Origin of the sequence: Streptomyces sp. NPDC058985 (genome assembly GCF_042740985.1) — a bacterium.
Taxonomy (GTDB): domain Bacteria; phylum Actinomycetota; class Actinomycetes; order Streptomycetales; family Streptomycetaceae; genus Streptomyces.
In genome coordinates, this window is record NZ_JBHYJX010000010.1 from 110,086 (window position 1) to 127,890 (window position 17,805).

Consider the following 17,805-nt stretch of genomic DNA (forward strand, 5'->3'; position numbering starts at 1 on the left):
TCGCACCTTCCGTGGATGTCACAACGGTCTTTCCGTGATGACCGGACACCGGGCGGATCTGTGACACCGGCGGATCCCCGTCCGCAATGTCACAACAGCGCCGGGAGCCCGGTCGTACCTGTGGTGAGCGGTGGATCCCGCCATCACCGCCACGCAGGCATCAGCGGGGTCATCGGCCCCCCGACGGAAGAGACCCCAGATGAGAGTCGTAGTTGCAGGAGCCAGCGGGCTGATCGGCTCCAGGACGGTCGCCAGGCTCCGGGACCACGGTGTGGAGGCCGTCCCCGTGGCCCGTTCCGAGGGCGTCGACGTCACCACCGGGCAGGGTCTCGCCGACGCCCTGCGAGGTGTCGAGGTGGTCGTGGACGTCACCGACGCGCCGTCCCGCGGCGAACGGGCGAGTGTCGAGTTCTTCGACACCGCGACAGCCAATCTGCTGCGGGCCGCCGCCGCGGCGGGCGCGGAGCACTTCGTGGCCCTGTCCGTGGTGGGCGCCGACCGGGTCCAGGGCGGCTACTTCCGTGCGAAGGCGCTGCAGGAACAGCAGGTGCGGAACTCCCCGATACCCCACTCCGTCGTACGGGCCACGCCGTTCTTCGAGTCCGTGGACGCACTGTCGCGCTCGACCAAGCACGCAGACGGCGTACACGTGGCGCCCGCGCTGGTACGCCCTGTGTCCACGGACGACGTCGCCGCCGCGGTCTCCCATGCCGCCGTGGGCGTACCGCTGTTCGGCACCCGCGAGGTCGCCGGGCCCGACCAGTACCGCCTGGACGAACTCACCGCGAAAGTGCAGGCGGCGCATGGCGATCCGCGGGGTGTGGTCACCGACCCGCACGCGCCGTTCTTCGGCGCGGTGCTCGGGGAGCGGACTCTGCTCCCGGGTGCCGACGCGCACGTGGGGCACGGCACCCTCGACCAGTGGCTCGCCCGGCGGTGACTCCTCCTGGCTATGCCGGCCCCCATCCCACCCCCGACCCTCGGCCGCGGACACCAACGCCCCGTCCAGTCCTGCGTCCGGCCCCTTTCCTCCCGACACCGTGACAGGAAGGCCGTCATGAGCGATCCGGCCCAGCCCGCTGAGTCCGCACCGACAAGTGAACTCGACCAGCTACCCGACCGCGACGCCGAAGAGACCGCCGAATGGCAGGCATCGCTGGACGCCGTGGTGCGCAACGCGGGTCCGGATCGGGCGGGTTACCTGCTGCGAAGGGTCCACGAGTACGCAGCCAGGTCTGGGGTCCGACTGCCCGGACTGCTCTCCTCGGACTACATCAACACGATCCCGGTGACGGCCCAGCCGTCCTTCGACGGCGACCTCGACATGGAGTCCAGGATCACCGCCCTGAACCGTTGGAACGCGGCCGCGATGGTCACGCGCGGCTCGCGTCTGGGGCTCGGCGGTCATATATCCACGTATGCCTCGGCCGCGTGGCTCTACGAGATCGGCTTCAACCACTTCTTCAAGGGCAAGGACAGCGACGGCTCTGGCGATCAGCTGTATGTGCAGGGGCACGCGTCGCCGGGGATCTACGCCCGTGTGTTCCTCGAAGGACGTCTGAGCGAGGCTCAGCTGGATGCCTTCCGACGCGAGGCGGACGGTCACGGTCTGCCGTCCTACCCCCACCCGCGGCGGCTGCCATGGCTCTGGGAATTTCCGACCGTGTCCATGGGACTCGGGCCGCTTGCTGCCATCTACCAGGCCCGCTTTAACCGGTATCTGCACGCCCGGGGCATCAAGGACACCTCGGGTTCGCGGGTGTGGGCCTTCCTCGGAGACGGTGAGATGGACGAGCCCGAGTCGATGGCCGCGCTGGCGCTCGCCGCCCGCGAAGGGCTGGACAACCTCACCTTCGTCGTCAACTGCAACCTCCAGCGCCTGGACGGTCCCGTCCGGTCGAACTCGAAGATTGTGCAGGAACTGGAGGCGCGGTTCCGTGGGGCGGGCTGGAACGTGGTGAAGTCCCTGTGGGGCGAGGCCTGGGACCCGGTGATCGCGCAGGACGCCACCGGTGCGCTGGTTCACCGCCTGGGCGAGGTGCCGGACGCGCAGATGCAGACATACGCCGCGCGGGACGCCGCCTACATCCGCAAGGACTTCTTCACCGGCGACGCGCTGTCCGGCATTGCGGCCGGGTTGAGCGACGCGCAGCTGACCGAGTTGTTCGAGAAGTCACGCGGCGGGCACGAGCCGCTCAAGGTGTACGCCGCCTACCGGGCCGCCGTCGAGCACCAGGGAGCGCCGACCGTCATCCTCGCCCAGACCGTCAAGGGACACACGCTGGGGCCGGATTTCGAGTCGCGCAACGCCAACCACCAGATGAAGAAGCTCACTCTGGCGCAGTTCCGGCAGATGCGTGATCTGCTTGAACTGCCTATTCCGGACAGTGCGTTGAGTGGCGACGTGGTGCCGTACTGGCACCCGGGTGAGAACGCGCCGGAGGTGCGCTACCTTCGCGCGCGGCGTGCCGCCCTGGGCGGTCCCGCCCCGGTGCGCCGCGTGGTCGCGGGCCGGCTGGAACAGCCGCCCGCCAAGCCCTTCGAAGCGTTGGAGAAGGGTTTCGGCAATCAGGAGGTGGCCACGACGATGGCCCTCGTCCGCCTGGTCCGGGACCTGATGAAGGGCAAGGAGACGGGGCCGCGCTGGGTACCGATCATTCCCGACGAGGCCCGCACGTTCGGCATGGAGTCCCTGTTCCCGACGGCCGGGATCTACTCGCCGGACGGGCAGACCTACGAGCCGGTCGACGCCGACCAGCTGCTGTACTACCGGGAGTCCAAGAACGGCCAGCTCATCGACGAGGGCATCACCGAAGCCGGTTCAATGGCCGAGTTCACCGCGGCGGCGACCTCGTACGCCACGCACGGCGAGCCGATGATCCCGTTCTACATCTTCTACGCCATGTTCGGCTTTCAGAGGACCGGCGACCAGTTCTGGGCGCTCGCCGACCAGATGGGGCGCGGCTTCGTCATCGGGGCGACCGCGGGCCGTACGACGATGACCGGTGAGGGGCTGCAGCACGCCGACGGTCACTCCCATCTGCTGGCCTCCACGAACCCGGCGGCGATCAGCTACGACCCGGCCTTCGCATACGAGATCGCGGTCATCGTCAAGGACGGGCTGCGTCGCATGTACGGCGAGCAGCCCGAAAACGTCTTTTACTACCTGACGGTGTACAACGAGCCGAAGCGACAGCCCGCCATGCCGCCCGTGCCGAACATCGAAGAGGGCATCGTGCGGGGCATCTACCGCTTCCGGCAGGCCGAGTTCCCTGACGCCGGGCCGCGGATCCAGCTGCTGTCCTCCGGCACGGCGATCCACTGGGCGCTGGAGGCCCAGGAACTCCTGCGGTCGCAGTGGAACGTGCACGCCGACGTCTGGTCGGTGACGTCTTGGACGGAGTTGCGCCGCGACGCCCTATGCGCGGACCGTGAGCGGCTGAACGGCTCGGAGCGCACCCCGTACGTGACGCGCGCACTGTCGGGTGCGCGGGGCCCGGTCCTGGCGGTCAGCGACTGGATGCGTCAGGTGCCCGACCAGATCAGTCAGTGGGTCGAGCAGGACTACGCCTCCCTTGGAACGGACGGCTTCGGCCTGTCGGACACCCGGGACGCCGTGCGCCGGTACTTCCGGGTGGACGCGGAGTCGATCGTGATCGCCGCTCTGGACCAGCTCGCCCGGGCCGGCGAGGTCTCCCCGCAGACCGTTGCCGAGGCCCGCGAACGCTACGGATGGCAGGCATGAACCGGACCCGCCCGATGCGGACCGGATACGACGACAAGGGGTGCCGTGACGCCCTGTGGACGTGTGAGGAGCAACCAACATCATGGCGTTTTCCGTAACCCTGCCAGCCCTCGGTGAGAGTGTCACCGAGGGCACGGTCACCCGCTGGCTCAAGCAGGTCGGCGACAGCGTGGAAGTCGACGAACCCCTCCTGGAGATCTCCACCGACAAGGTCGACACCGAAATCCCCTCCCCCGCCGCTGGCATCCTCGTTTCCATCAGCGTCCCTGAGGACGAGACCGTCGAGATCGGCGCCGTTCTCGGCGTCATCGGCGCGCCGGACACGGCCCAGGCACCGGAACCTGCTCCTGCTCCTGCTCCTGCTCCTGCTCCTGCTCCTGCGGCGGCCTCTACGCCGGCTTCGGTTCCTCCGCCGGAGCCGACTCCGGCTCCCGCACCGGTTCAGGCCGCCGCGCCGCCTGTCGTGGTCGAGGAGGCCGTGCCCGCTCCGGCTCCGGTGCCTGCGGCGTCCGCTCCCGCGGTGGCTGCCGTACCCGCGCCCCCGGTTGCCGGCACGTTGGCGTTGCGGGGACAGACCGTCGCGATGACCCGTATCCGCAGGATCATCGGAGACAACCTCAAGCAGGCGCTGCTGGAGCAGGCTCAGCTGACCTCCGTCGTCGAGGTCGACGTCACCGTGCTGTTGCGTCTACGCAACCGGGCCAAGGAGGACTTCTTTGCCCGCGAGGGCGTCAAGCTCTCGCCCATGCCGTTCTTCGTCAAGGCGGCTGCCCAGGCCCTCAAGGCGCATCCCGTGATCAACGCCCGCATCAACGAGGGCGAGGGCACGATCACCTACTTCGACCGCGAGAACATCGGCATTGCGGTGGACACCGACAGGGGGTTGATGACTCCGGTCATCAAGGACGCGGGCGACCTGAGCACTGCGGGCATCGCGCACGCGACCGCCGAACTGGCCGGCCGGGCCCGCAGTGGCCACCTCACCCCGGACGACGTGTCGGGAGCGACCTTCACGATCTCCAACACCGGCTCACGTGGCGCTCTGTTCGACACGGTGATCGTGCCGCCGGGCCAGGCTGCCATCCTGGGTATCGGTGCCACCGTCAAGCGGCCGGCGGCCGTCATGATCGACGAGGACACCGTGGGCCTGGGTGTCCGCGACATGGTGTACCTGTCCCTGTCGTACGACCACCGTCTGGTGGATGGTGCGGACGCCGCCCGGTATCTGACCGCCGTCAAGGCGATCCTGGAGGCCGCGGCCTTCGAGGGCGACCTCTCGCCCGGTTCCCGGACCTGAGCTGCGGCTGCGGCTGCGGAAAGGCACGGGCGGTGCGGGGCGACGAGCGAAACGTCGCCCCGCACCGCCTTCGGCGGTTTCGGATGTATGCGGCCGTCGCCGCTCAGGGTGCCGGGTCCTGTGCCATCGCGGTCGCAGCACGCCGGGAGCGCACGATCGCGATCACGGTATCCGTGGTGCGGTCGAGATGGCTGCGGCCGTCCGGCAGCAGAGCGGTGGGGCTGATGTAACTGCGCGGTCCGACGTGCGTGGCCGGGTCGAGCCGGTGAACGGTGATCTTGCCGTCACGGGCGGCGCGGTTCCAGGCACTGCGGCGCAGCAGCGGCCAGCGCTGGGGGAACATCCAGGTGCCGACCCGCTCGACACGGTCGTATGCACTGGTCAGTTGATGCACGTGCTCGGCGCAGGAGAGGTCGTTGGCCCCGTTGTGGAACGCACCGAACATGATGAGCATGAGCGGGGCGGCCAGCCGTGTGCGCAGCTCGTCGACTGCGCCGGTGGCGACCTGTGCGCCGCCGCTGTAGCTGAGCAACACCACAGGGGTGCCGCTGCCCGGGCGGTATCCGGCCAACCGGAGCTGCGTGGCGATCTGTGAGCCGACGGCCCGGTTGTACAGGGGGCGGTACCGCCGGTCGGCAGCGACGAAGATCTGCATGACGTTGTGCAGGAACAGCAGCAGCCCGATATGGCGGCGCAGCCATGCCCATACGGGACGGTCGGCAAGCGGGTCGGCGAGCGGCGAGTAGGGCTGGACCTGGCCCAGGACCCGCAATTCGGGTGCTGCGGCAATTACGGCCTTGACCAGTTGGCCGCCGTCGCGGCTGTCGCGCACGCGCCGCTTTCCGATGCCGTCCAGGTAGACCAGGTATGCCTTCGGGGGATCGTCGGGTGCCGCGCCACGGGCGTAGGGCACGCCCTTGGGGAGCGTGGTGACGGGGTTGCGCCAGCCGGCACCGTAGGCCAGCACCTCATATCGGGCGAGCAGTCCCTCGGCGAGCAGAGCCGGTCCCAGCAGGCTGGCCCAGAGCAGGAAGTGGTTCATGCGAGCGCCTCCGGGGCAGCGGTCGCGCTGAGGCGTACGACCAGTCGGCGGACGCCCTCCACCGTGATGCCGAGCGCTACTCCGGCTGCGGCCACGCAGCCGGCGGCGGTCCACCAGCCCAGCCCGGTCGTGGCGGCCAGCGGGCCGGTGAGTGTGGCGCCGACTCCGGCAAAGAGCAGCAGATGGAGCAGGGGGCCGAGCAGCGGAAAGGCGAGGACTGCGGCGAGCAGCAGGGGTGCGAGCAGGCCGGGGGTCCACTCCAGTGTGCCGTCCGCAGGCGGTGAGGTCAGCAGCAGTTCGGCTACGGTCCACGCGGTCAGCGGCCACAGTGCGAGCACGGCCCCCTCGACGATGGCGCCGGTCAGCATCAGTCCGACGACGTTCCTGGGGGACACTCCGGGCCGGCACACCAAGAGCGGCATGATGCGCCCGGCGGCTTCTGACAGTCCGGCGAGCAGAAGCAGTGCGACGACGGCGGGTGACATGGTGTCACCCTTGCTGTGCCCGGTCGGCGGCCGGCCGGAGCGGACGCGCTGTATGCAGGTACCGCTCCAGTTCGTCTGCGGCTCGTCGGAACCCGCCCGCCCGGTGCTGGGCGTCCCGCATGGTGTGCGCGGCCTTCCGGAACCGGGGTTCGTCCAGCAGCCGCCGGGCGAGCGACCGGACCGTGTTCTCCAAGACGTCCCGGGGGTGCATCGACAGGCCTGCTCCGAGGTCGGTGACGCGCCGGGCCACCAGCGGCTGGTCGGCACCCTGCGGGATCACCAGCATCGGGACTCCGGCGTACAGGGCCTCGTTCACACTGTTCATCCCGCCGTGTGTGACGAGCAGGGCGGTGCGTTCCAGCACCTCTGTCTGCGGCACGAAAGGACGCGCGATGACGTTCTTCGGCAGCGGCTCCAGCGCCCCAGGGTCAGTTCTGCCGGTGGAGAGGACCACAGTGCCGCCCAGTGGAGCGAGCGCGGTGGCGAAGCAGCGCAGCAGGCGGGGGTCGGCGTCGAACACGGTGCCCAGGGACGCGTACAGCACGGGGTCCCGCAGCCGCTCGAACGGGAAGGTCGGGTCGTGCGGCCGGGCGCCCAGGCTGGGGCCGACGAACCGGTAGGACCCGTCGAATTCCTGCACGTCCGGCTGGAATTCGCGTGAAGTGTAGACCAGGTTGAGCGGCTGGCGGATGCCTGAGAGGTCGACCAACGGTATGTCGTGGGTGTCGAACCGTCGGTGCAGTTCGTGGCGTGATCGGACGTAGCCCTGGAGGCTGCGGGGTCGGGCCCGCGCCGCGGTGAGCAGGTCCCACGAGGCGCTCGTGGGGCTGGGGACGTGCCGGTTGTAGGCGAACGTGGTGAACGAGGACGCCGCCGGGATCCCGAGTTCACGCGCGGCGACCGCGCCCCAGGGGCAGGCGCTGTCGTGGACGATCAGGTCGGGGCCGATGCCGCGGAGGTCGTCGAGGACGGCGGGCAGCATGCGTACGGCGGTGCCGGCGAGCGCCTCCAGCAGCGCGAGCGGGGTGACCGGTTCGGGCAGCGGAGGGGCACCACCGGGGTAGAGGTGTACGACGGCACCGGTGGCCTCAATCGCCTCACGGAACGCCGGCCAGGTGTGGTATGTGACCGTGTGGCCGCGTCTGACGAGTTCGGAGACGACCGGCAGGGTCGGGTTGACGTGCCCGTGCATGCCGATGTTGAGGAACGCGACGGTGCTCACAGACCAATCTCCTCTGGGTCTGGACCTGTTGTGATCAGGTCTTCTGTTGTGTTCTTGTCTTCCAAGCGTTCTGAGTGATCCGTGTGCCGGGGACGGACCCGTCAGCGTCCCCGATCCGGTACAGGCCCGGTCCGGTGACGTGCAGCGCGTCGATGAAGTGCCCGGCAGTCTGGGACGCGGTGCTGATCAGTCGCTGCGAGTGGCCGAAATCCCAGGGGGCGGGCCAGTCGTGGGTGCCGGTCGGCAGCACTACGGTCGGGATGCTCCGCGCCACTTCGCGCAGGTCGCGTTCGATCTGGTGGTGCAACAGCAGGACCCCTGCCCGGGCGGCGATCGCGCCGGGCCGCAGGGGCGGGACGTTGGGGGGCAGTGGCGAGCTCTCCGGCCCGGTCGGTACCACGACCACGCTGGATGCGCCCGACTCGAGGGCCGCCAGCACGGGGACGTAGGCGGTCACTCCGCCGTCGACGAGCATTCTGCCCCCTCGTTCGACCGGCGGCAGGATCCCGGGGATGGCCGTGCTGGCCAGCAGGGCGGATTCGAGGTCGCCGTGGTCGAGCAGCACCGGTGTACCGGCTACCAGATCCGTGGCCACTGCGGTGAAGGGAACCGCCAGCTGCTCGATGCGCGAGGGAAGTCCGGCACGGACGATCAGTCGGCGCAGCCCCAGGTCGGTGAAGATGCCGGCCCGGGAGGACGGATGGGCGAGCCGGTACACGTCCCGGCGGCGCAGTTCCCTCCACACGTGTTCCAGCCACGACGCCGCCCCGTCGGGGCGCGAGGCCGCGATGGCGCCGTTCAGCGCTCCCACTGAAGTCCCGATGATCATGTCCGGGACGAACCCACGCTCCTCCAAGGCGTGCCCGATGCCGACGTGCGCCGCGCCCAGCACGCCGCCGGCTCCCACGACCACGGCGACGGGCCGCGGAAGCGTGTTCAGGCCCACCGCCTCGGCGGCCGTGGACACCTTGCGCGGTGGCAGGGAACGCGTCTCGTCGGGGCGTGGTGACGAGAGCGGTTTCCGGAGGCGAGTGACCTGCATGATCTACCTTCTCCACCCTGGGTGACGCGTCGTTACGGTCCGCCCACTACGACCGGGTGGCAGGTGGATCTGTGACACGGGCGGGTCCTCGCCCTGGATACGGTCGGGTGCCGGACGGCTGTCACACATCCGTCGGGTGACCGGTCCTGCTGGGCATGTACTCCGTCATTTCGAGAGCGCCAGCCCGCCGCCCACCGCCGGACGACTATGCGGTCACCGCGGAGTTCTACGATGTGCTCCAGGCGGAGCAGGACGAGGCCCTCGTCCGTGAGCTCTACGGCCGCGATGCGGCAGACGCGCGTGTCGGAGTACTCGACATCGGAGCCGGAACTGGGCGGGTCACCATGATGTGCCTGGGCGAGTCCCGGGTCGATGTGCATGCTGTCGAGCCCTCTCGGGCTATGCGTGCGCCGTTGATGACGCGGCTGGCTGCACTGCCACGGGCGCCGAGGGAGCGTGTCACCGTGCATCCTCGGTCCCTTGAGGAGACGGCACTGCACGAGGTCGCGGATGTGGCGATCTGCCACAACACCATCGCCTGTCTCGCGCCAGAGGCACGGCGAGCGCTGTGGCCGGCCGTCGCCCGGGCGCTCGTACCCGGTGGTTCACTGGTCTTCCAGCTTCCGCCCGCTCGCGTTCCCGATTCGGACACCGTGCGTGTCTTTCCCCTCCAGACGGTCGGGCAGCACGTCTACGGGGGGCACATGGCCATGTCGGCCGTCGGGGACCGCATCCGTACCCGATGCCACTACTGGGTCCGGGGGTCGGAGGGTTTGCTCAGTCGGCACACGGAGACCTTCTGGATGTGGCCTGCTGCTCGCGCAGATCTGCTCAGCGACCTGGCCGGTCACGGCTTCGCTCCGCTGCCCCTGCGGCGTGATCCGGCTGTCCTCGCGGTGACACTCGTGCGCCCGGGGCCTCGCTTCTGACCCGCCATGCTCCCGTCTCCCGCCCCTGCCGGATCTCCCTCGTGTGTGACATCGAGTACCACGCTGTTCGGGTACCGTGTGTTCCTTCGAGTCGCCCGCGCGTCCCGTCTGTGCCGGTTGTAGCATGGGTTTTCTGCGGGCCGGAAGGGATGCCAATGCACGCTGGGGACGATGTGGACGCACTGGAGAAGGCGACGAAGGACTTCGTTGCGTCGCGTCCACAGCTCTTCGGCATCGCCTATCGCGTGCTGGGCAGCACGGTGGAGGCTGAGGACATCCTCCAGGAGGCCTGGGTGCGATGGCAGAACGCTGATCGCACCCAGGTCGTCGAGCCTGCGGCTTTCCTGGCCACCATGACCACGCGGCTCGCGATCAATACGGCCCAGTCCGCCCGGGTACGGCGTGAGGCATATGTCGGTCCCTGGCTTCCCGAGCCTGTCGATACGAGCGCGGATCCGCAGATGGGCGCGGAACGCGCCGAGGCGGTCGAACTGGCCGTTCTCCACCTCTTGGAGAAGCTGAACCCTGTGGAGCGGGCCGCCTACGTTCTGCGAGAGGCGTTCGACTATCCTTACGGGCAGATCGCCGAGATGCTGGAGACGAGTCAAGCCAATACCCGCCAGCTGGTGAGCCGGGCCCGTAAGCATCTGGCCGCCGAGCGCGGTGAGAGGGTGAGCCGGTCCGCCCACCAGCGCCTGCTGGAGGTGTTCCTCACCGCGGCGCGGACCGGGGATCTCGAGGCTCTGGAGGATGTCCTCGCTGCGGATGTCGTCAGTTACTCCGACGGCGGAGGAGTGCGTGGGGCATCGAGGATCCCCGTCTTCGGGCGTGCCCGTGTCGCCAGGTACCTGGCGGCCTTCGCCCCCCGTTTCTGGCCGCAGGCACAGGTCCGCTGGGTCGAGGCCAACGGCCGGCCGGCGGTCCTGGTGCAGTTTGGGGAGGAGCCCGTGGCTCTGCTGTCCGTCGATGTCTCGGCAGAGGGCATCGACCGGATCATGTGGGTGATGAACCCGGCCAAGCTGACGCCGTACGTCGCGTCGCTGGCAGGTTGAGCACGGCCTTCGAAGACTCAGGAGGCGGCTCGGGGCACGCTGTGTCACAAGGACGGCCACTCGTCGGTCATCTGGTTATCCGAATCTGCGGTTTCCTGAAGACCAGAAGGACAGACGACGTGATGACAGCCATGAGCGGCGCGGCAGGTCCCGCCCTCTGCGGTGTGAGCGGTTGTGGCCGGCAAGTCAAGACTCCTGCCTGGGGAGTCACGAGGTGACCGAACACATCAGACTGCCGGACCTGTCCACGGACAAGGACTTCGACGGCGAGTCCTTCTCCGCCATCTACACGACGACCGTGACGGTCAGTGGTGGGGTGGCCGCCCACGGACGGGCCTCCGGACGAGCGCGGTCGGACGACGGAGTTCTCGACCTCAACCTGCGGATGCCAGCCGCGCTCGGCGGCGACGGGCACGGAACCAATCCCGAGCAGCTCTTCGCCGCCGGCTTCGCGGCCTGCTTCCACGGGGCCCTGAGCCTGGTCGCGCGGCAGGAGGCGCTCGATCCATCCGCGATCTGTGTCGAGGCGACAGTGGCGTTCGGCCGGGATCCGGGAGACGGCGGGTACCTGCTCCGCGTCGATCTGGTGGTCAAGTGGCCCGGTGTCGCTCCGGAGGTCGCCACGCCCCTCATCGAGAAGGCGGACTCGCTGTGTCCCTACGCCAGAATGGCTGGTGAGGGAACACCGTCGACCGTCACTCTCGCTCCCTGACCGCACCGTCGCATGCGCCGGCTGGCGCCCGAGCGGCGGACCGGGTGTCAGCTGGGAAACCAGAGATCGGCATCGGCGGCCTCTTCCTTCCGGATGGTGAACACGGCGGTTTCCTTCTTTCTCCGCGAGCCCTGCGGGGGCAGCTCAGCGACGAAACGGTGGTCGCCTCCGGTGCCCCGGGGCGTGTCCGGCTCCCGGACAGCCTGGAAGTACTCGGCGTTCACAGAGCGGTAGTGCGCCCACTGCTCAGGGAGCTCGTCTTCGTAGAAGATCGCCTCCACCGGGCACACCGGCTCACACGCGTGGCAGTCGACGCACTCGGACGGGTCGATGTAGAGCGTCCGCTCGCCCTCGTAGATGCAGTCCACGGGGCATTCCGTGACGCATGCTCTGTCCTTGACATCGACGCAGGGCTGCGCAATGACGTACGTCATCCTGTCCTCCTTCGCCCTCGGGCGCGGCACTCCCGGCCAGCCGTTAAGACCGAGGAGATCTTGCTGGTGTGACACCCCGGCGATCGCCGAGGCCCGGCCGGATGTCACAGGAGGCACAGATGCCCGGTCAGTTGGCCGAGGGCCACGGGCCTCGTAATGCGACATCCGAGAAGAGGAACACCGTGTCATCTGTGAACACTTTCGTGATCGTCGGGGGCGGACTCGCCGCAGGAAAGGCGGCTGAGGCACTACGGGAGCACGGCCATACCGGCCCACTTCTCGTCATCAGCGACGAGAAGGAGCCGCCCTACGTCCGCCCGCCGCTGTCCAAGGGCTACCTGCTGGGCAAGGAAGAGCGCGATTCGATCTTCGTGCACCCTGAGGAGTGGTATGCGAAGAACGCGGTGGACCTGTTCCTGGGCACCAGCGTGCGGGCCGTCGACCCTCTGGCCAAGGAGGTGGAGCTCGACAACGGCCGCCGTGTGTCCTACGGCGGGCTCTTGCTGGCCACCGGCTCGTCTCCTCGCCGCCTGCGGGTTCCGGGTGCGGATCTCGGGAACGTGCTGTACCTGCGGCGGGTGGGTGACAGCGAACGGCTCAAGGCCGCCTTCACCGCGGGCGCACGGATTGTGGTGATCGGCGACGGCTGGATTGGGCTCGAGACGGCGGCCGCCGCACGGATGGCGGGGGCACAGGTGACGGTGCTCGGGCATGGAGATCTGCCCCTGATGAAGGTGCTGGGCCGGGAGGCGGCCGAGGTGTTCGCCCAGCTCCACACGGATCACGGCGTCCGTCTGCGCTCGCGTGTGGAGGTTGAGCGCATCACCGGGGCAGGAGGCCGCGCGGACGGGGTGCTGCTGTCCGACGGTACTCGTCTGGACGCGGACGCCGTCGTTGTGGGAGTCGGCATCACCCCCAACGTGCAACTTGCCGAGCAGGCGGGCCTGGAGGTGCGCAACGGCATCGTCACCGACGCGCACCTGCGGTCGTCGGTGCCCGGGATCTACGCGGCGGGTGACGTCGCCAATGCCTACCACCCGTTCCTCGACCGTCATGTGCGCGTCGAGCACTGGGCCAATGCTCTGAATCAGCCGGAGACAGCAGCGCGGAGCATGCTCGGCCAGGACGCCGTGTACGACAGGCTGCCGTACTTCTACACGGACCAGTACGACCTGGGGATGGAGTACACGGGTTACACGGAGGCCGACGGGTACGACCGTGTGGTCTTCCGTGGCGATCTGGACCAGCGGCGCTTCGTCGCCTTCTGGATGTCGGGCCGTCGTGTGCTCGCCGGCATGAACGTCAACGTGTGGGACGTCGTCGATCCCATCCGGGCTCTGGTGCAGTCCCGGACCGACATCGACGACGCTCTTCTTGCCGACCCCGAGGTCCCCCTCGGCAGCCTGCTGCCCTGATCCGGCCCGTGTCACAAACACCGGGACCGGCCGGTCGTAGTCGGTGACGACCCAAGCGATCGGAGCAATCGTGGCTATCACCGAACGACGTCTTTCCACCGGGGTGCTGGTGATCGGTACGGGCGGGGCCGGCCTGCGGGCCTCCATCGAACTCGCCGAGGCCGGGATGGATGTCCTCGCCGTCGGCAAGCGCCCGAAGGAGGACACGCACACGGCCCTGGCCGCCGGGGGCATCAACGCGGCCCTGGCCACCATGGACCCCGAGGACAGCTGGCAGCAGCACGCCGCGGACACGCTCAAGGAGAGCTACCTCCTGGCCGATCCGCGCACCGTCGAGATCGTCACCCAGGGCGCCGCCCTGGGGATCGATGACCTGGAGCGCTACGGCATGGCCTTCGCCAGGGAGGACGACGGCCGCATCTCGCAGCGCTTCTTCGGCGCGCACAAGTTCCGCCGCACCGCCTTCGCCGGCGACTACACCGGCCTGGAGATCCAGCGCACCCTGATCCGGCGGGCGACGCAGCTCGGGATTCCCATGCTCGACAGCGTCTACATCACCCGGCTCCTGGTGCACGACGGTGCCGTGTTCGGGGCCTACGGTTTCGACCTCACGGACGGACAGCGCTATCTCATCCATGCCGACGCCGTCATTCTGGCGGCGGGCGGCCACACCCGTATCTGGCGGCGTACGTCCTCCCGGCGCGACGAGAACACCGGCGACTCGTTCCGGCTGGCGGTGGAAGCCGGTGCCCGGCTGCGCGACCCGGAACTGGTCCAGTTCCACCCGTCGGGCATCATCGAGCCGGAGAACGCGGCAGGGACCCTCGTCAGCGAAGCCGCTCGAGGGGAGGGCGGAATCCTGCGCAACGCCCTCGGCGAGCGGTTCATGAACCGCTACGACCCCGAGCGCATGGAACTGTCCACCCGCGACCGGGTGGCCCTGGCCTCCTACACGGAGATCAAGGAAGGGCGCGGTACGCCCAAGGGCGGCGTCTGGCTCGACGTTTCTCACCTGCCCCGGCAGACGATCATGAACCGGTTGCCCCGGGTCTACCAGACACTGCTCGACCTGCAGATGCTGGACATCACCCGCGAGCCGATCGAGATCGCGCCCACGGCCCACTATTCGATGGGCGGCGTGTGGGTCAGGCACGACGACCACAGCACCGACGTACGCGGTCTGTACGCCATCGGCGAGGCGTCCAGCGGCCTGCACGGTGCCAACCGCCTGGGCGGCAACAGCCTCATCGAGCTGCTGGTCTTCGGCCGCATCACGGGCCAAGCGGCCGCCGCCTACTCCCAGGGGCTCACTGCGCAGCCACGCTCTGCGGCCGCGGTGGCCGCGGCACGGGCGGAGATCGACGAGCTGCTCGCGGCGGACGGGCCGGAGAACGTGCGCGCCCTCCAGCGCGCGATCCGCAACACCATGACCGAGCACGCGGGCGTCGTACGCAACGAGGACGGGCTGCGCGCCGGGCTGTCGGAACTCACCGCGATCGAGAAGCGGATGGAAGATGTCGGCGTCCACCCTGACATCGCCGGCTTCCAGGACCTGGCCCACGCCTTCGATCTCAAGTCCGCTGCTCTCGCGGCGCGGGCCACGCTCGAAGCGGCGCTCGAACGCCGGGAGACCCGCGGGTGCCACAACCGAAGCGACTACCCGCAGATGGATCCCGCGCTGCAGGTGAACCTGGTGTGGTCCCCCACGTCGGGAATCACCCACGAGAGCATCGGCCCTGTTCCGGACGAGATCTCCCGTCTGATGGAAGACGTCTCGGCCGACGGCAAGCTCGTGGAATAGACCGCAGCTATCCCGGCACGGAAGGTCCGGAGGGTTCCGAATCCATCCGGGTGCAGTGTCACAAATGAAGTCAGCATTCTGTCTTTCCCAGTGAAGAACAAAATTGGCCGATGCGGCGGAACACCGCTTCACGCAACTTCGCCGCGCAGAGAGAACTCGGAGAGGATCCGAATCATGAAGGTTGTAGTCATCGGCGGGACCGGCCTGATCGGCTCGAAGCTGGTCGCCAAGCTGAACGAGCACGGCCACGAGGCGGTGCCGGCCGCTCCCAACACCGGCGTCAACTGCCTGACCGGTGAGGGCCTGGCCGAGGTCCTGCAGGGCGCCTCCGTCGTGGTCGATGTCTCGAACTCCCCCTCGTTCGCGGACGACGACGTGATGGAGTTCTTCCGCACGTCGACCAGCAACCTCCTCAAGGCCGAGGCGGAAGCGGGTGTGACCCACCATGTCGCGCTCTCCGTGGTCGGCACCGAGCGGCTCCAGGAGAGCGGCTACTTCCGTGCCAAGCAGGTGCAGGAGGAGCTGATCAAGGAGTCCGGGATCCCGTTCTCCATCGTCCACGCGACGCAGTTCTTCGAGTTCATGAAGGGCATCTCGGACGCCGCGACCGAGGGCGACACCGTGCGCCTGGCCCCCGTCAAGATCCAGCCCATCTACTCCGACGACGTCGCCGCCGCCGTGGGCCGCACAGCCGTGGGCACGCCCGTGGGCGGCGTGGTGGAGGTGGCCGGCCCCGAGGCGTTCCAGCTGGACGAGCTGGTCCGCAAGGCCCTCGCCGCCAAGAACGACCCTCGCAAGGTCGTGGCGGACCCGAAGGCCCCGTACTTCGGTGCCCAGCTCCAGGAGACCACACTCCTGCCCGGCCCCGACGCGCAGATCGCCGAGACCCGGATCGCCGACTGGTCCGCGCAGCAGCAGCGGTAGAGCGGCAGGCAGCAGGCCGTCCGGACGGGGCGGCCCCTCTCTGGGGCCGCCCCTGTCTTCTCCCGACGGCGCCGCCCTCCCCCGCCACATCACTCCGCCCCCGAAGGAAGCGTCTGGTCATGCTCAGGAACCGCACTCAGAACAGCCTCTCCGAGACCGGCCGGTACACGCCGCTGACCGGCCTCTACACCATCGACCCGGTCCACAGCACGATCGGCTTCTCCGTCCGGCACGCCATGATCTCAAATGTGCGGGGAAAGTTCGACGCGTTCGAGGGACTCCTCAAACTCGACGGCTCCCGGCCGGAACGGTCAGAGGCCTACGCGAGTATCCAGACGCAGAGCCTGGACACCGGCATCCGGGAGCGGGACACGCATCTCACCGGCCCGGATTTCTTCGACTCCGCGGTCTTTCCTCTGATGACCTTCCGCTCCACCGGGATCGTGCCGGTCGGAAACGACATGTTCCGCCTGGTCGGCAACCTCAAGATCAAGGACATCGAACTGCCCGTCGACCTTGAGATCACCTTTGGCGGTGCCGGCCAGGACACCTACGGCCAGCACCGGGTCGGTTTCGAGGGCAGGGCCACCCTGCAACGGTCCGACTGGGGACTCACGTGGAACGCAGCCCTGGAAACGGGCGGTGTCCTCATCAGCGACAAGGTGACGCTGGTGCTCGACATCTCCGCAGTGCGCCAGGAGCAGCAGCTATCTCCCGCCGCCTGACCCACTGACGCTCACGCGCACGCCAGATCTCCGGTCGCCGGGGGTCTGGCGCGCTGGTCTGTACGTGGTGCAACTCTCGACGGGCCGTTAGCGGCGGTTGATGGCTGACATGATGGGCTACATCAAGGCCGACCAGGCTACTGTGAGCGGGACGAGCTCCGTGGGTGAGGGCTGGTCGCCGGGGTGACGGCCCGAGTCAGGCCGGTGGGGATGCAACTCATTGGGCAAGGCGGCCTGTTGCCGCCCACTGAGCGAGGGCCGGGGGCCGCGCTGGAGGGGGATCGCTCTGCTCGCATCATGGTCGAGAACCACACGCTTGCCCGAGCCACCTCGGAGGCGGGCGGGAGTGAGTGCCGCTCTTTGGAGTACGGCATCCTGGCAGGGGCGAGAAGTGGTCGCCGTCGACCGCTTCTCGCATCCAGACTGTGCTCCCGCTGCTGCACCTGGCAGGGCACGACGTCCTGAGCCTTCACAACCGGACGGGCGGCTGCGCCACGACCCACGGCAGGGACGTGAGCGCTGGCTGCGAAAAGCCTGCCCAGTGTCGGCCAGTGGAGCCGGCACAAGACCTCAACGGAGTGCTCCGGGCAGCGGTCGGCGATGAAGCAGGAAGCCCTACGGCGCCAGCCGTAGAACTCGTGAACGAGGAGGAGTTCTACGGCTGTGTGAACGTCCGGTCTCGAGCGTCAACGCACGGGTTTGCGCAACGCCGTCCGTTGCCCGAGGACGCTGCCCACCGACCAGGACTGCCCCCATGATGCGTCTACGTGGCCGTCATGAGCGCGGGCCCGACAGGCATCGGACGACTTCCACCGCTCGATCTATGCACGGAGTTGCATGCCACGTGCCGGGCAGAAACCGGGGCGGGATGTTGAGATCCTGGGTGGGCACCAGGTCGCACGAGGGGATGGTCTTCGAGGCGGGCTCGCCGGCCTCCTCCTCCGATGCGGCACTCGTCAAGGGTGTGGCTGATACAGATC

Annotated in this window: 15 protein-coding genes; 10 read left to right on the forward strand and 5 right to left on the reverse strand. The window is 68.7% G+C overall.

The window, feature by feature from the left end:
- Positions 1 to 199 precede the first annotated feature (199 nt).
- The 3 genes from ACFW01_RS12180 to ACFW01_RS12190 all read left to right on the forward strand — a co-directional run bounded on the left by ACFW01_RS12180 (position 200) and on the right by ACFW01_RS12190 (position 5,042).
- The gene (locus ACFW01_RS12180) at positions 200 to 940 is read left to right on the forward strand and encodes an SDR family oxidoreductase (RefSeq protein WP_186779651.1); all 741 of its coding nucleotides are present in this window, start codon (positions 200 to 202) and stop codon (positions 938 to 940) included.
- 117 nt (positions 941 to 1,057) lie between these two features.
- Positions 1,058 to 3,745 carry a pyruvate dehydrogenase (acetyl-transferring), homodimeric type gene (gene aceE, locus ACFW01_RS12185; RefSeq protein ID WP_186779652.1) on the forward strand — a complete coding sequence of 896 codons (2,688 nt, stop codon included), beginning with the start codon at positions 1,058 to 1,060 and terminating at the stop codon, positions 3,743 to 3,745.
- A gap of 82 nt (positions 3,746 to 3,827) precedes the next feature.
- The gene (locus tag ACFW01_RS12190) at positions 3,828 to 5,042 is read left to right on the forward strand and encodes a 2-oxo acid dehydrogenase subunit E2 (RefSeq protein ID WP_384503290.1); all 1,215 of its coding nucleotides are present in this window, start codon (positions 3,828 to 3,830) and stop codon (positions 5,040 to 5,042) included.
- Positions 5,043 to 5,145: 103 nt separating this feature from the next.
- Here the strand turns inward: ACFW01_RS12190 and ACFW01_RS12195 are convergent, their stop codons facing one another.
- From ACFW01_RS12195 to ACFW01_RS12210, 4 genes are read right to left on the reverse strand one after another with little or no spacing between them, the layout of a single operon-like run.
- The gene (locus ACFW01_RS12195) at positions 5,146 to 6,084 is read right to left on the reverse strand and encodes a hypothetical protein (protein WP_384503292.1); all 939 of its coding nucleotides are present in this window, start codon (positions 6,082 to 6,084) and stop codon (positions 5,146 to 5,148) included.
- Positions 6,081 to 6,569, reverse strand: coding sequence for a hypothetical protein (locus ACFW01_RS12200; protein ID WP_365980933.1), 489 nt, complete (start codon positions 6,567 to 6,569; stop codon positions 6,081 to 6,083). Before ACFW01_RS12200 ends, ACFW01_RS12195 begins: the two co-directional genes overlap by 4 nt.
- A 4-nt stretch (positions 6,570 to 6,573) precedes the next feature.
- Positions 6,574 to 7,791 carry a macrolide family glycosyltransferase gene (locus ACFW01_RS12205; protein WP_186779656.1) on the reverse strand — a complete coding sequence of 406 codons (1,218 nt, stop codon included), beginning with the start codon at positions 7,789 to 7,791 and terminating at the stop codon, positions 6,574 to 6,576.
- 34 nt (positions 7,792 to 7,825) lie between these two features.
- On the reverse strand, positions 7,826 to 8,833 hold the full coding sequence (locus ACFW01_RS12210; RefSeq protein ID WP_384503294.1) for a patatin-like phospholipase family protein: 1,008 nt from the start codon (positions 8,831 to 8,833) through the stop codon (positions 7,826 to 7,828).
- A 155-nt stretch (positions 8,834 to 8,988) separates the two neighbouring features.
- Between ACFW01_RS12210 and ACFW01_RS12215 the strand changes: the two genes are divergently transcribed.
- The 3 genes from ACFW01_RS12215 (at position 8,989) to ACFW01_RS12225 (ending at position 11,526) form a co-directional block, all read left to right on the forward strand.
- Complete coding sequence (locus tag ACFW01_RS12215; RefSeq protein ID WP_186779694.1) at positions 8,989 to 9,762, forward strand: class I SAM-dependent methyltransferase; 774 nt, start codon at positions 8,989 to 8,991, stop codon at positions 9,760 to 9,762.
- A 155-nt stretch (positions 9,763 to 9,917) separates the two neighbouring features.
- Positions 9,918 to 10,814, forward strand: coding sequence for an RNA polymerase sigma-70 factor (locus tag ACFW01_RS12220; protein ID WP_186779658.1), 897 nt, complete (start codon positions 9,918 to 9,920; stop codon positions 10,812 to 10,814).
- A gap of 214 nt (positions 10,815 to 11,028) precedes the next feature.
- On the forward strand, positions 11,029 to 11,526 hold the full coding sequence (locus ACFW01_RS12225) for an Ohr family peroxiredoxin (RefSeq protein ID WP_186779659.1): 498 nt from the start codon (positions 11,029 to 11,031) through the stop codon (positions 11,524 to 11,526).
- Between the two features lie 47 nt (positions 11,527 to 11,573).
- Here the strand turns inward: ACFW01_RS12225 and fdxA are convergent, their stop codons facing one another.
- Positions 11,574 to 11,960 carry a ferredoxin gene (fdxA, locus tag ACFW01_RS12230; protein WP_186779660.1) on the reverse strand — a complete coding sequence of 129 codons (387 nt, stop codon included), beginning with the start codon at positions 11,958 to 11,960 and terminating at the stop codon, positions 11,574 to 11,576.
- 182 nt (positions 11,961 to 12,142) lie between these two features.
- On the opposite strand from fdxA, the gene ACFW01_RS12235 reads away from it, so the two are divergent.
- The 4 genes from ACFW01_RS12235 to ACFW01_RS12250 all read left to right on the forward strand — a co-directional run bounded on the left by ACFW01_RS12235 (position 12,143) and on the right by ACFW01_RS12250 (position 16,825).
- The gene (locus ACFW01_RS12235) at positions 12,143 to 13,375 is read left to right on the forward strand and encodes an FAD-dependent oxidoreductase (protein WP_315902916.1); all 1,233 of its coding nucleotides are present in this window, start codon (positions 12,143 to 12,145) and stop codon (positions 13,373 to 13,375) included.
- A gap of 70 nt (positions 13,376 to 13,445) precedes the next feature.
- Positions 13,446 to 15,176 (forward strand): L-aspartate oxidase, encoded by a 1,731-nt coding sequence (locus ACFW01_RS12240; protein ID WP_383625496.1) that lies wholly within the window; start codon positions 13,446 to 13,448, stop codon positions 15,174 to 15,176.
- Between the two features lie 174 nt (positions 15,177 to 15,350).
- Positions 15,351 to 16,100, forward strand: a complete 750-nt coding sequence (locus tag ACFW01_RS12245; RefSeq protein ID WP_186779663.1) for an SDR family oxidoreductase — start codon at positions 15,351 to 15,353, stop codon at positions 16,098 to 16,100.
- 119 nt (positions 16,101 to 16,219) lie between these two features.
- A complete protein-coding gene (locus tag ACFW01_RS12250; protein WP_186779664.1) occupies positions 16,220 to 16,825 on the forward strand; it encodes a YceI family protein in 606 nt (201 codons plus the stop codon).
- Positions 16,826 to 17,805: the final 980 nt, after the last annotated feature.

Excerpts from the sequence above, each read along its gene's own strand:
- aceE (WP_186779652.1), top strand. The coding sequence starts at position 1,058 with ATGAGCGATCCGGCCCAGCCCGCTGAGTCCGCACCGACAAGTGAACTC.
- ACFW01_RS12220 (WP_186779658.1), top strand. The coding sequence starts at position 9,918 with ATGCACGCTGGGGACGATGTGGACGCACTGGAGAAGGCGACGAAGGAC.
- ACFW01_RS12200 (WP_365980933.1), bottom strand. The coding sequence starts at position 6,569 with ATGTCACCCGCCGTCGTCGCACTGCTTCTGCTCGCCGGACTGTCAGAA.
- ACFW01_RS12245 (WP_186779663.1), top strand. The coding sequence starts at position 15,351 with ATGAAGGTTGTAGTCATCGGCGGGACCGGCCTGATCGGCTCGAAGCTG.
- ACFW01_RS12215 (WP_186779694.1), top strand. The coding sequence starts at position 8,989 with ATGTACTCCGTCATTTCGAGAGCGCCAGCCCGCCGCCCACCGCCGGAC.
- ACFW01_RS12210 (WP_384503294.1), bottom strand. The coding sequence starts at position 8,833 with ATGCAGGTCACTCGCCTCCGGAAACCGCTCTCGTCACCACGCCCCGAC.
- ACFW01_RS12180 (WP_186779651.1), top strand. The coding sequence starts at position 200 with ATGAGAGTCGTAGTTGCAGGAGCCAGCGGGCTGATCGGCTCCAGGACG.
- fdxA (WP_186779660.1), bottom strand. The coding sequence starts at position 11,960 with ATGACGTACGTCATTGCGCAGCCCTGCGTCGATGTCAAGGACAGAGCA.
- ACFW01_RS12195 (WP_384503292.1), bottom strand. The coding sequence starts at position 6,084 with ATGAACCACTTCCTGCTCTGGGCCAGCCTGCTGGGACCGGCTCTGCTC.
- ACFW01_RS12250 (WP_186779664.1), top strand. The coding sequence starts at position 16,220 with ATGCTCAGGAACCGCACTCAGAACAGCCTCTCCGAGACCGGCCGGTAC.
- ACFW01_RS12190 (WP_384503290.1), top strand. The coding sequence starts at position 3,828 with ATGGCGTTTTCCGTAACCCTGCCAGCCCTCGGTGAGAGTGTCACCGAG.